Source organism: Desulfuromonas sp. (assembly GCA_002869615.1).
Classification (GTDB): Bacteria; Desulfobacterota; Desulfuromonadia; order Desulfuromonadales; family UBA2294; genus BM707.
In genome coordinates, this window is record PKUH01000064.1 from 1 (window position 1) to 13,427 (window position 13,427).

The 13,427-nt window shown below is 47.9% G+C and carries 13 protein-coding genes; 10 read left to right on the plus strand and 3 right to left on the minus strand.

Features of this window, described 5'->3' with window-relative positions; translation table 11 throughout:
- The first annotated feature begins 490 nt into the window (after window positions 1–490).
- The 6 genes from C0623_06605 to C0623_06630 all read left to right on the plus strand — a co-directional run bounded on the left by C0623_06605 (window position 491) and on the right by C0623_06630 (window position 6,160).
- The gene (locus C0623_06605) at window positions 491–733 is read left to right on the plus strand and encodes a hypothetical protein (protein ID PLY00755.1); all 243 of its coding nucleotides are present in this window, start codon (window positions 491–493) and stop codon (window positions 731–733) included.
- 11 nt (window positions 734–744) lie between these two features.
- Window positions 745–2,676, plus strand: a complete 1,932-nt coding sequence (locus tag C0623_06610; protein ID PLY00756.1) for a hypothetical protein — start codon at window positions 745–747, stop codon at window positions 2,674–2,676.
- Window positions 2,651–3,400, plus strand: a complete 750-nt coding sequence (locus C0623_06615; GenBank protein PLY00757.1) for a hypothetical protein — start codon at window positions 2,651–2,653, stop codon at window positions 3,398–3,400. Before C0623_06610 ends, C0623_06615 begins: the two co-directional genes overlap by 26 nt.
- 2 nt (window positions 3,401–3,402) lie before the next feature.
- Window positions 3,403–4,134 (plus strand): hypothetical protein, encoded by a 732-nt coding sequence (locus C0623_06620; GenBank protein ID PLY00758.1) that lies wholly within the window; start codon window positions 3,403–3,405, stop codon window positions 4,132–4,134.
- Between the two features lie 222 nt (window positions 4,135–4,356).
- Window positions 4,357–5,424, plus strand: coding sequence for a hypothetical protein (locus C0623_06625; protein PLY00759.1), 1,068 nt, complete (start codon window positions 4,357–4,359; stop codon window positions 5,422–5,424).
- A complete protein-coding gene (locus C0623_06630) occupies window positions 5,417–6,160 on the plus strand; it encodes a hypothetical protein (GenBank protein PLY00760.1) in 744 nt (247 codons plus the stop codon). Before C0623_06625 ends, C0623_06630 begins: the two co-directional genes overlap by 8 nt.
- Window positions 6,161–6,895: 735 nt before the next feature.
- On the opposite strand, the gene C0623_06635 is transcribed toward C0623_06630, so the two are convergent.
- From C0623_06635 to C0623_06645, 3 genes are read right to left on the minus strand one after another with little or no spacing between them, the layout of a single operon-like run.
- Window positions 6,896–8,125 (minus strand): restriction endonuclease, encoded by a 1,230-nt coding sequence (locus C0623_06635; GenBank protein PLY00761.1) that lies wholly within the window; start codon window positions 8,123–8,125, stop codon window positions 6,896–6,898.
- Window positions 8,122–8,589: a very short patch repair endonuclease gene (locus C0623_06640; GenBank protein ID PLY00762.1), complete on the minus strand. Its 468-nt coding sequence runs from the start codon at window positions 8,587–8,589 to the stop codon at window positions 8,122–8,124. The genes C0623_06635 and C0623_06640 overlap by 4 nt, the downstream gene beginning before the upstream one ends.
- Window positions 8,582–9,850 carry a DNA (cytosine-5-)-methyltransferase gene (locus C0623_06645; protein PLY00763.1) on the minus strand — a complete coding sequence of 423 codons (1,269 nt, stop codon included), beginning with the start codon at window positions 9,848–9,850 and terminating at the stop codon, window positions 8,582–8,584. Before C0623_06645 ends, C0623_06640 begins: the two co-directional genes overlap by 8 nt.
- A 341-nt stretch (window positions 9,851–10,191) precedes the next feature.
- Here C0623_06645 and C0623_06650 point away from each other — a divergent pair, with 341 nt between their 5' ends.
- The 4 genes from C0623_06650 to C0623_06665 form a co-directional block, all read left to right on the plus strand.
- Window positions 10,192–11,403, plus strand: coding sequence for an L-2-hydroxyglutarate oxidase (locus tag C0623_06650; protein ID PLY00764.1), 1,212 nt, complete (start codon window positions 10,192–10,194; stop codon window positions 11,401–11,403).
- 144 nt (window positions 11,404–11,547) lie between these two features.
- On the plus strand, window positions 11,548–12,456 hold the full coding sequence (locus C0623_06655; GenBank protein PLY00765.1) for an ABC transporter: 909 nt from the start codon (window positions 11,548–11,550) through the stop codon (window positions 12,454–12,456).
- Entirely contained in the window at window positions 12,453–13,244 is a 792-nt protein-coding gene (locus tag C0623_06660; protein ID PLY00766.1) for an ABC transporter permease, read from the plus strand. Before C0623_06655 ends, C0623_06660 begins: the two co-directional genes overlap by 4 nt.
- Window positions 13,245–13,347: 103 nt before the next feature.
- Window positions 13,348–13,427, plus strand: an 80-nt coding sequence (locus tag C0623_06665; GenBank protein ID PLY00767.1) for a ferritin, incomplete at its 3' end; no start/stop codon positions are given.

Here is a 13,427-nt window from a genome sequence, read left to right on the forward strand (position 1 = left end):
ACGTGGGAACAACGCTCCGGTGACCCTCTTTGGGGGTCACCGGCACCGCCCCCTCTGGGGGCGCCTTTAAAGCCCCGTCCTCTGGGCGGGGTTTTTTACTAAGCGATGTCGTGGCACTCAACAATTACGGTTTAGAAGAGGTTCTTTGTCTTAAAAACCTGTATTTTAACCTTTGTTTTTCATTGAATTTACTGACACCTGAAAACTGCTAACTGAATACATTTTTTTGTTATGTTGGTGATGGTTGGAGGGGCAAAACCTGGTAAAGGATTTTGGCCGTCTTGTGTAGCTTTGTGCTGCGATGCGGTTTTTTTGTTTAAAAAATAAGATTACTGTCCCCACTCCTTCCTAAATTATTGATTTGTATAATTTTATTGTGAGTCTGTGTGGCCAGATTCAGCACATGAACATGTAGATATTTGGAAATTGTTGACATTATATTTCATATGTGTACCATTGTACGTGAATTATTTAATCAGGAGGACGTAAAATGGTCAATATAAGTCAAAGAAAACAGGAAAAACGAGACAAGTTTATTGAACTGGCAAACAAAAGAGTCACCAAAGCAATAAAAGACCTGAGGCTTATTGGCAACCTGTCGAATCGCAGGACCTACGATTACAACGATGAAGATGTAAAAAAAATAACAAGAGCGCTACAACGCGAACTTGACGCTATGAAGGTTCGCTTCCGGGGGGAAGCAGGAGACGACGATACGATCTTTAGCTTGTAAGGGAGGGGAATATGGCAGCAGCCTGGGATTATCCGGAAACAGCACCCATGAGAGTTCAAGGCAGAGGTCTTGCAGAAGACAACTTTGCCCAGGAAACCAAAACACCACTGTCCATTCTGATACGTGAAGCAATTCAGAATCCACTTGACGCCAGACGCGAAGGGAATGATGACCCTGTTTTTGTTCGTTTCGGTGTTTATGGACCAGGGGAATTTGACAGTGACTACCTTCGCACACTGCTGCCAGAAGAATACTTCAGTCGTTTGGGAGCTTCTGGTGCAAACATTAATGAGTTCGACTTTGATGACTGCAACGTTCTTGTTATGGAAGATTTTGGAACCACTGGCCTTCTCGGTTCCTACACAGACCCGAATGTCGATGGAGACACTGAAAACTGGAATGCTTTCTGGCTAAGGGAAGGTGAAGGAGCAAAAACAGGTGGATCTAACGGTCGTGCCGGTCAAGGCAAGATCACCTATTACCGAGTGGGGCATGCTCGTGCAATCTTCGGCATTACAGTCAGATCCAGTGACAACCTGAAGATCATGATGGGAAGAAGTTCATTCAGACGTGTATATCCTTATGGTCCTGACAACAAGAAATATGAAAGGGATGCGTTCTGGTGTGAACCTGAAGAAACAGGGATTCCATTGCCATCAACTGATGTTAGTCAAATGGACAGCTTTTGCAAAGCTTTCAACCTTAACAGAGGAGATGAACCGGGGCTGAGTCTTGTTATACCCTTTGCCGAAAAAATTGATATTGAGGATGCACTGAGAACGGTAATTGCCGAATTCTATTACCCGATTGCCAGAGGACGCCTCAAGGTTGAGGTGGCAATGCTGCCAATCATCACACGTGAGAATGTAGACGAACTTGCTGACGAATTTTTCCCTGACGAAAAAGTCCATCAGTATTCATCCAGCTTCACAAAAGATTACCGGAAGTTTATCCAGGAAGTCATTGCCGACGAAGAAGCAGGAGTTGTACCTGTAAAAGTGGCTGTAAACTGGAGAAACAAGACGAATCTCATTGATGAAATCTTTCCGGAAGAGAGTCTTGAAGCCGTAAAACAATCATTTGAAAAAGGAGAGAGGATTTCAGTACGTTTTCCTGTATTTGTCAGACCCAAAGCTGGTGACCAGATTGAAACCTGGTTCGATGTTCATCTTCAGGTCCCGGAGGAGCTGAGTGAAGTCCATGAAGCCTATTTGCGCAGAGACCTCCTGATTGACAAGGAGAGGCATCTCAAGAAAGCGACTCATCTGCCGAGAGCCAGAGGGGTCACCCTGATTGAGGACAAGGCCCTGTCTGCATTCCTGGCTGACGCCGAGGAGCCGACTCATCTGATGTGGAATGGCAGCAGACCGAGACTTGCCGAAGACTATAAAAATCCTGGAGCAGTCGTTTCGAATGTTCGTCTGGCATTGCCAAAGCTTTTAACCTGGTTGTCAGGCGCTTCATTGAAACGTGACACCAAAGCTCTGGCAAAATATTTTACCAAGCCTATCGAGGCTGGTCGTAAAGCTCCAACACCGGGGAAGGATCCCGGCAAAAAGGTGGAAGGAGAAAAGCCTATAATTCCGTCGACACCCAAACCGTTCAAACTCGATACCGAGGGCGTGAAAATAAAAATCAGACCAAACCCGGGTCATCCGTTAAAACCTGAGCAGCTACCCATCCGGTGCGAGTTGTCAATGGAGTACAAGGACGTTGATGGCAAAGGTTATGATCCGTTTGACTTTGATATTTCTGATACCGATACACACACGGTTACATCAACAGGTATCACCGAGCTGTCACGTAATCTGAATGAATATATTTTCAATGTGACGGATGCCTCTTTCGAGGTTGATATTGATGGCTTTGATGAGAACATGCGTCTGCACGCATCTCTTGATTACGAGGAGGAGCGCGATGAAGCGACTGTCGACAACGAGTAACCCGACCGGGCTCAAGAATATTGACAAGCAAAGAATCGTTATTGCCGTTGAAAAAAACGGCGGGTCGCCATCGTTCAACCTGTCCAAACTTGATGTGGCCAACCTCGGGATTGATGCAGACAGCAAGGTAATCTGTATCGCAAGGGCCGGAAAAACCAGTCACCGGATTGAGCTAGGGACTGTAGGGGATTTTGACAAGAAATTCTATAACATAGACGGTCTGGATGAATCTGCCCCCCTTCGGTTCCGCCTGCTGATTCGGGAACCGGATCGTCCGAAACTCGTCGCTACGGCGGAGAACCTGAAGCCTCACTCTGAAGATGAAGAAGAAGGTGAAAGCCTGATGGCTGTCGAGCCTGTAGATCTGGGGCAGCTCCTCTGGCGATGCGAAGTCACAGCTGAAGGCCCGGTCCTTCAGGTCAACTCGCGTGTATTCCCTCATGCCTCCTCTGCCCAGAACTATGTTCCTTTTGCAACGATGGTTCTGCCAGAAGCCTTTCGCAATGTTCTGGATGAAATATGCAAGAACAGGCTCAGGGTCGATGATGAGGACGACTGGATGTATCACTGGGGGCAATGGCTTGAGCATGTAGGTGCAGGAAAACCACCGGCCAGTGATGATGAAGATGATTTGAATGAATGGAAAGAAGGGGCCGTTGAAGCATTCAGCAACAAGTACAAGTTTGCCGACCAGTTGGCAACACATCTAGCACTGGAGGGGTAATCATGATTCAGGTCAGACGATTGAATGAAGACGGTATCGAGTTGTTTCAGGAGTGGCTGGACACTTCAGGGCAGGGAGAAATGCCACCATCAGACCTTCTTGACAGTAATACTTATTCAGAACCTGCCTATGATGTGCAGGTTGATAGCAGTCAGGAGTTCTCAACAAGGTATGAACTGGGCTGTTATCTGGTTGATAAATTCAACGGCATTGACCCTAGGGAGCTTCTCTCAAAAAAGAATGATGGTCTGTGGGCCTGGCTGGCAATTTTGTATTTCAGTCAACTTGCGCCTGGCAGAAGAAGCAGGTCAGAACATTACATTGTCACAAGAAACAGTTTGAAAGGTTCTCTTGCGTACCGGCAAGGGCCAAGAACTTCCTATGAGCTGGTCAAGATCCACTGTGAGAATGCATGTGTATGTCTGAACCGGCCAATGAAGACGTTTGGTGACATGGCAGAGCAACTGGCATCAAGGCAGAACATTGCCTACAACAAGGGTTATTTTGAGGCGGCCTGCAAGCTTTATGTGAGGAATGGGTCAATCAGGCGAGGGGCCGCATCCCGAGCCAAGAAACCTTCCAAAAGGGCACCGGGGGACAAGACCGGGTTTGGCGGAGCCGACAGATTGGCCAAGGCTGTCAGGAGACTGGACCTGACGTATGACATTATCAGCATGCACTCGGAAGAGATGCTTGAAACTTTGCCCAAGGAGTTCGACAAGTGGCAAGAATGATGAAGGGTTAAAGTTGTAATTGTGATCAACTGAGGCAAAGGTACTTGGTCTCAGTTTTTTGAGATGTACTACGCCATCTTTCGCAGGAAAGTTGGCCTTTGTTAAGTTGTTTATCAATTCATGGAATCGTAAGTACTTTAAATCATTAATATATTGAATTTAAGCTTATGCGAATGTATGGTTCATGTTTAAGTTGAATCTTTTGAATTCGGAGGTGGGGAATTGGCACTGATAACAAATCTAGAAAAGAGCCAGTCAGAAAAATCGTTCTCTGACGATCAAATAGTTCAAGTTTTAGCCCTAGATGGCGGCGGTTTAAAAGGATTATTCACTGCGGGAGCCATAGAGTCTCTTGAAGATCAACTTGGGCACTCTATTAGTAAACACTTTGATATTATTACTGGTACTTCTACCGGTGGCCTAATTGCTCTTGGGCTTGGCTTGGGTAAATCTGGTTCAGATATTGTGAAGTTTTATCTTGATGACGGACCTCGGATCTTTCCAAATCAAGGCATCCAAAGATTGATACGGTTTTTTCGTGGATGGTTTTGGAACAAGTATTCAAATCATTCTTTAGAAAAGACTTTGCGGCGTCTCTTAACTTTGGATAACTGTTCCGATGAACCACTACTTCGCGACAGCAAAAAACGATTGATAATCCCAACATTTTATGCTGCTTGCTCGCAGCCAAGACTTCTAAAAACACCTCACGATAAACGGTATAGAAGTGACTGGAAACTTCCTATGTGGGCAGTTGCGATGGCCACATCGGCAGCACCAACATATCTTCCAAGCTTTAAGCATGGAGGTAATGTATATCTTGATGGTGGTTTGTGGGCCAATAACCCATCGCTTGTTGGGGTGGTAGAAGCAATTGAAATGGGTGCAAAAATTGAAAACGTAAAAGTTCTTAATATTACGACAACTTCTTCAAATACTGATTGTTTGGTTTTCAAACCCTTTTCTTTCTTGCCAATTAAAGCTTCTTATGGACGACTTGGTAAACTCCCTTGGGCTTCACGAGTTCTTTCAGTAATGATGCAAGCAAACAGTTTCTCAACTGTACATATGTTTTTAAGGCAGATGCTTGCTTCCGGTAATCTAGCAGTTATTGATGAGCATATAAACTTTGGTCATGCTGATCTGGATAATATTAATTATGACGAATTTTATATTCGAGGGAAAAATGCAGCAGAGCAGGCTAAGAACAGTATCAATTACTTTTTTGAACATATAGCTGCTGAATACGTTCCAAGTTCTGAAGCTATAAGGGGAGGGGATTATGAGTAAGGAGAACAAACTTGAACGTGTGATAGCGAGCCTAGATATTTCTCCTACTGATTTCGAAATAGCTCGAAATCGTTACACTGCCGTTTCAAATTGGTTAGAAGGTGGGGAATACGTCTCTGGTTATGAAACAGATATTTATCTGCAAGGCTCCTTTAGAATAGGAACAGTTATTCGTCCATATAGAAATAGGCAAGAAGCAGACTATGATATTGATCAGGTTTGCGAAATTATCGGTAGAGAAACAAGTCCTCGTCAGCTAAAGCACGATGTTGGAGAGCGTCTTAAGAATAATGATGATTATAATCGTATGCTTGATGATGAAGGGCGCCGGTGCTGGACATTAATTTATGCCTCTGCCGAAGGAAGGCCGGGATTTCATTTGGATGTTTTACCTTCAAGGCCTGCCAATAATCACACTACACATATTAATATTACTCACAAAAGCCAGGTGAACTATAATTGGAGGTCTAGTAACCCAAAGGGTTACTACCAGTGGTTCAAACAGAAAAACGCTTATAGCTCTCAATTCCTTGAAAGTCAGAGGAAGTCAATTTATGAGTCAAACAAGCATCTCTATAAAGCTATGGATGACGTTCCGAAAAGGTTAGTTCGAACGCCTCTTCAACGGTCAATCCAGCTTATGAAGCGGCATAGGGATGTTTATTTTGATGGTAGAGAAGGTTGTCCTATATCGATCATCTTAACGACAATCTGTGCTCATAAATATAACGGCTAAGACATTATAAATACTTTACGCATTTTTACCGATTATGTTGTCTCACGACTAGCAACAGTAGTAAGTGGTCAGGATTTGCCAGTAGATAATGTCCTAGATTACTTAAATGGAAAATGGGTTATCAAAAACCCCGCAGATCATAGTGAAAACTTTGCAGACAGGTGGGCCGGAAATCCAGAACTCGCTGAAGGTTTTTTTGCTTGGGTATATTGCTTGCGCAGGGATATCAGAGCATTTAATGGGTCTGAGCAAACTCGTGATCTAAATTTAGCTACAAGTATTTCTGAAAATGGCTCTCTTTATGGCCAAAATTTATTACATAATTTGAAAAACGGTTCAGTGAATAGCAGTGATGCATTTCTCGACCTAATCCACCAGGGAATTGATCGTAAGGTTAACTGGAGTGATGTTCATGAAGTTGCTTGTATGAATGTGGAACATGCTCCTCAGCAAGGTGAGCACAAAAATGTTGCATGGGTAAATTATTACCAAGTAAAAATCCATTCAGGTGTAGGCCTTACTGCTGATGACAAAGCCCATATTAGAAATATACTTCACAATCATAGCAGTTGCTCTGCTTTTGTATTATGTTGCAATTTGTTGCTTGGAACAGCGAATAATCAAATGTTAAGAGAATGTGTTAAAAATAGAAATTTTAGTGAGGTTTTGGGCTGGCCAATAATAAGATTAGCAAAAGGAATGATTAACGAAAATAACAGCATTATAATACCAAGCTTATAATTTGCCCAACTTTAACCCAATAGTTGGCCGTGGCCCTTGCTTTTTCCGTACGGTTTCAATAAATCCATCCACATTCACCAGCCATTCCTGCTGAACTGCTGAAAAACTATTGTAAATTGCTCGCGGAACAACAAGGTGCAATGATTGTGATGCCATTTCGTTGGTCTGATGCTCGCTTATCCCAGGCTCCAGTGTCAGGAGGTGTTTCTGTGGAATTCTGTCAGCCTCTGTAAGGACTTGCCTCCATCGATCTTTGCATGTGGTTTTGACTCCAAGCATCGTAAGGCGAGAGTCAGGGAAGTCTTCTGAATGATAAGGTTCCTGTCCCGGGAATAGAAAGTCCGGTTTAGATCTGTTTTCGGTTATTGCTCCCCGTTCAAAAACCAGGTTGTTGTCTGTAAAAATCTGTTCAAGATGATTTTCCAGGGAATGACCAGCTCTGGACTTCCTGCGATTGTGAACACTCAGTGAGAAAGAAACAAATTGATCAACGTCTTCATCAAAACCTTCACGGAGACGCTTTGAAACAATATGCCGTTCCATGCTTCGGAATAACTTTTCCTCCTGATTCAACCATTCAACAAGGGTGTCATCAGGGTGTGAAACAGAATCAATCACACCGCAGGTTTCGCGGGCAAATGCTGAAAAAATGCGTGTACTGGGGAAGGTTCCGTTAAATCTGTCCAGCATCAGGTCGAGGTGTTGATCATCAGTACTGACAACTTCGATATCCAAGTGTTCAAGTATTGTTTGCTCAACGTAACCAACCTGTGAGTCTTCGACCTCTTTGAATAAAACTTCTGCTTTTTGTGGTTGCAGACCAAATAGCCAGAGCAACTGATTTTCAGACGTGCTGTTTTCCCTAGCCACAATGACCAGTATGTTGCCGGTTGTTCTTTTGCCGAAAATGATAAGGTCACCTGCTGTTGCCATGTCAGTGACGATATTGCTTGGGAAATAAAGTCTGTATTCGGAGCGGGTGGGGTGGTTCTCTCTTGCGTCATACCATGTCAGAAAACCTTCTGCTTTTTCAGTTTTGTCCGGGTCTTCTCCAAGGTATATAAAATCAGCTTTGGTTGTTAGTCGCTCAGGGCCAATCAATAGCTTCAATTCCTTAACACCGTTAAACTCATGTTGGTTTGAGCTATCCGGGTGTGCTTCGACCGCGCTTAAATACTTTGTCGCAACGCCCTCAAAACATTCTGAAAGAGTGCCTGGTTTCATCCTGGTTGTCCCTCCCCGGAGATAACAGAAAATTGTGTTGTTCCAGTTTTAAGCCACGAAATAATCAGATTCAGTAAATTGTCGAAATCCAGCTTTTTGCTGCCTTTCAAAGCGCACTCCCAAACTTCCAGAATTCGCCATCCGCCGTTAAGTAGTTCTGTGCGATTGCGCTCATCTACTACCTTGTTCCGGTTTATCTTGGTTTTCCAGAAATCTTCGTTAGTAGTCGGCCACTTGAATAGATGGCAGTTGTGGCCATGCCAGAAGCAGCCTTGAATGGAGATAACAGCTTTGTATTTCGGAAAAACCAGATCGGGTTTCCCGGGAAGTTTCTTGTCGTGCAGTTTATAGCGAAAGCCCTTGGCGAACAGGGCTTTGCGAATGAGCAATTCAGGTTTTGTATTTTTGCCTTTGATGCCGGACATCATCCGGCTTCTGGTTTTCTTATCTACAATATCAGCCATTTGAGGCAATGTTATGCGCTTGATCCCTTCCGGTGAGTTCCAGGATATGTGGCTTCATGATTCGGGCAATCTCTTCAACCAGGGAAGTGACCACGCAATTGCCGAATTGTTTGTAAGCTCTGGTATCTGATACCGGAATCACAAAGTCATCATGGAAGCCCATCAGCCGCGCACATTCCCTTGGGGTCAGCCTTCTTGGGTTCTTGCCTTTACCTCTCGAAACAAGTATCTCTGAGCCATCCTTGTAGTATCGTGCGGAAAGGGTTCTGGATGTATCATCAGGGCCAACCAGACCAAAACCGAATCCATTCCCTTTTTCCTGATGTTTCCTTGCATATGCCTGGAGGTAGTTCCAGAGTTTATCACTCAGGGTGTACTTGTCATTAACCTTTGCCTTGGCGCCAAGAGTGTACACTCCTTCAGCCTGCTCGGAACCGTCGCCCGGGTGCAGGATGTCTTTCATGGTCTTGTTGTCAGAGGCAGGCAATTCAAGATCATCCCAGGAAAAATCCGTTTCACCGTCAAAGCCAACAATGAAAACCCGTTCACGGTGTTGGGGTACAAAACCTTTTGCATCTATGACTTTATAATAAACCTTGTAGCCCAGGACCTCCTCAAGGGTTTCCATAATGATCCGGAATGTCTTTCCCTTGTCATGACTCTTCAGGTTCTTGACGTTTTCCAACAAAAAAGCTGGAGGACGATGGACTCTCAGAATATCGGCAACATTAAAAAAGAGATTTCCCTGTTCCTGACAAGCAAATCCATGAACCCTGCCCAATGAGTTCTTTTTTGATACACCGGCGATGGAGAAGGGTTGACAAGGGAAGCCAGCAAGCAGGACGTCGTGCTTCGGGACAAAACGTTTAATGTCTACATCTGTTTTGGTGATGGCTTTAATGTCGCAGATGAAAGTATGATTGGGATTGGAGGGGAAATTTGCTTCGTATGTTTTCTGGCTGTAGCTATCCCATTCGCAGGTGAGAAGGCATTGACCGTTTTGGGCATCAAAGCCACGCCGAATACCACCAATCCCGGCAAAAAGATCAATGAAGGAGAAATCACCTGAAATGGGGTGGCTTGGGTTATAGCCTAGAGAAAGCTGCTCAAGGGCAATCAGGTTGCCTTTTGGGATGTGAGACTCGCCTGCTTCCCAGCGCTTGATAGTTCTTGGGTGAACATCCAGATGTTCTGCGATCTTTTCTCTGCCATACCGGCCAACGGATAATTGAACAAGATTTTGTGCCATTTCAGCGGTCATAAGTGTTCTCCGGGTTCGCTGGGAACGATTTTGGACATTTTGTCCAATTTACTGCCTGTCGTCAAGGTAAAAGTACAATATCCAGGGTTTGATTTTGAAAAAATACCCAGGATGTTGTTTAAATCAACTTAACTCAGCATCGTGACAAATAATGTCTCATCCTGTTTATAAAGAATGAGGATGAACGGTCTGTTCTGCCGGAATAGATTGAAGCATATGAGATTGTAAATCTTGATGAAGTTGCATGATGTTGCCGGGCATTCATTTAATGGGCGGACGACTTTTCTTATATTTAGGTATACTGGTTCCAATACGTTCCCTCTATCGAGGTTCCGCAACCGGTGAAAAGTCAATTTACAACTGATCTTGTCATTGTCGGGAATGGCATCGTTGGCGCCGCAACTGCTTTGCGGATCAAACAGGACTATCCCGACCTTGCGGTTTTGCTGGTGGATAAAGAGGTCGCTTGTGCGACGCATCAGACCGGGCATAACTCGGGGGTCGTACACGCCGGCGTCTATTATCAGCCGGGCAGTCTGAAGGCCGACTTCTGCAAGCGCGGCGCTGCGCTCACCAGGAGCTTTTGCCAGGAGTATGATTTGCCCTACGACCAGTGCGGCAAGCTGCTGGTGGCGACCAATGACCTTGAACTGGAGCGTATGACTGCGCTGGCCGAGCGCTGTCGCGAAAATGGCATCACGTTTGAATCCCTCTCGGGACAGGAGCTCAGGGCGCGGGAGCAGCGGGTCAGTGGTTTGGGCGCGTTATTCGTACCGGCGACGGCGATTACCGATTTCCCGAAGATCACCGAGACCATGATCGCACAATTTCGTGAACTCGGCGGCAAGACTCTCTTCGGTGCTGAAATCGTCCGGATTGAAGAAAATGAAAAATCGGTCAAGCTCGAGGCCGGATCGCATCTGGTCGAGGCGGCATCCCTGATCGCCTGTGCCGGGTTGATGTCGGACCGGCTGGTGCGGATGATGAATGTCGCCTGTGATTTTCGTATCGTGCCGTTCCGTGGGGAATACTACCGGCTGGCTGATGCGTTAAACGAGATCGTCAAGCACCTGATCTACCCGATTCCTGATCCGGAGTTGCCCTTTCTCGGTGTCCATCTGACACCGATGGTCGACGGCACCATCACCGTTGGCCCGAACGCCGTGCTCGGCTGGAAGCGGGAAGGGTATGGCCAGCTCAACTTCAGCTTCCGGGATGTCGCTGAAATGCTGGCCTTCCCCGGTTTCTGGAAGGTTGTCGGGAACAACTTCGGCATCGCGCTAAAGGAGATGGCCGATTCGTTTTATCTGCCCGGTTACCTGCAGCGCGTCCGCAAATATTGCCCCGATATCAGCGCGACCGATCTCAAACCTTATCCCGCCGGGATCAGGGCGCAGGCGGTTCTGGCCGATGGCACCATTGTCCATGATTTTCTTTTCAGGGAAACCGCAAGGACGTTGCATGTCTGTAATGCGCCATCACCGGCTGCGACCTCGGCCATGCCGATCGCTGAATACCTTGCCGAAAAAGCTGCGGCACAGTTCAGACTTTAGGACATTGATAACGGGGAGGGCGCCTTGATGAATCAAAAGACGCCTCTTCCCGTTTTTGTTCTCCGCGAATCGTATCGTTAAGCTTGAACAGTGAACAGGCAGACGATAGAATAGTGGTCAGCCTTTTTTACATTGAGTGAATTCATGCCCATTCTCCAGGTCGAATCCCTGCGCAAAAACTACGGCTCGCTCACCGCCGTCGACGGCCTCTCTTTCGCGGTCACGCCGGGCGAGTGCTTTGGCCTGCTCGGTCCGAACGGGGCCGGCAAAACAACGACGATCCAGATTCTCTACGGCTACACGCCGCGTGATGCCGGCCGGCTCGAACTGTTCGGCCTCGATATCGATCACCACCTGCGCGAAATCAAGGGCCGCATCGGCATCTGCCAGCAGGAAGACTCCCTCGACCCCGACCTGAGCGTTCGCAATAACCTGATCGGTTACGCCCGTTACTTTTCGGTGCCGCGCCGGGTAGCGGCGCGCCGGGCCGACGAGCTCCTCGAATTTTTTGCCCTGGCGGGGCGGGCCGACGACAAGGTGCCGGTCCTCTCCGGCGGCCTCAAGCGCCGCCTGATGCTGGCCCGGGCCCTGGTCAACCAGCCGGAACTGCTGATTCTCGACGAGCCGACCACCGGCCTCGACCCGCAGAGCCGGCAGCTGCTCTGGGCCAAGCTGGCCGAGCTGAAAAGGCAGGGAATCACCATCCTGCTGACCACCCATTACATGGATGAAGCCGAACGTCTGTGCGACCGCCTGGTGATCGTCGATCACGGCCGGATCCTGGTTGAGGGGCATCCGACCAGGCTGGTGCGCGAGCAGGTCGGCCATTCGGTCATCGAGATCGCCGATCCGGACGAGCAGGTACGGGCCTTTCTCAAGGGCGAGAGCGGCCGGGTCGAGGACCTCGGGCAACGGCTCCTGGTCTATCTCGAGGATGGCGACGAGCTCTTCCTTAAACTGACACGCGAGATCCGGGCGGAAGGGTGCATGCTGCGCCCGGCCGGACTCGAAGACCTGTTTCTCAAGCTGACCGGTCGGGAGTTGCGCGAATGAAATGGCCGCATCCGTCGCAGCTCAGCTTCCGCGTGCTGCGGGTCTGGCAGCGTAACTTTTCGATCTACAAGCAGAACTGGAAGATCTCCTTCGTGCCGCCGCTGTTCGAGCCGTTGCTCTACATCCTCGCTTTCGGTGTCGGCCTGGCGGTCATGGTCGGTGAGTTCGAGTACGGCGGGCAGACCCTTTCATACACCACCTTTATCGCCCCGGCCCTGGTCGCGGTGGCGATCATGCACAATGCCTTTTTCGAAACAACCTACAACAGCTACGTCCGCATGTATTACCAGAAGACCTTCGACGCCCTGCTGGCAACGCCGCTCAATCTCGAGGAGATCATTCTCGGAGAGATGATCTGGGCGGCGACCAAGTCGGTGATCGCGACGACCCTGATGGCGACGGTGATTTCGCTGTGCGGTTTCTTCGAATTCCCCGGGGCCCTGCTGCTGCTGCCGCTGGCGGCGCTCGGCGGCCTGCTGTTTGCCTCCCTCGGCATGATCTGTACCGCCCTGGTTCCGGGGATCGAAACCTTCAACCTGCCGATCTTTCTTGGAATCACGCCGATGTTTCTGTTCAGCGGCACTTTCTTCCCGCTGCAGAATCTACCGGGCTGGGCGCAGACGCTGGCCGCCTTTCTGCCGCTGACCCACCTGGTCGCCCTGGTGCGCGGCTGCAGCCTGCAGGTCTGGAGCGGCGAGCTGTGGCTCAGCCTGCTCTACCTGACGGTCGCGGTGTTGTTGCTGCTGCCACTGGCGATCGCCCTGATGGTGAGACGCATCGTGGTTTGAACAGCAATGCTTCAACCGGCCGGCCGCTGGTCACCGTCATCACTTGACAGCCGCCCACCCTGAACTAGAGTTAAAACAGACAACACCACCTTACGGAGATGATATGAACGTTTTTGATTTTGCCATGGAAATGGAAGACAGCGGTTACGAGTATTACTCGGACCTTGCCAGAACCTCATCGCA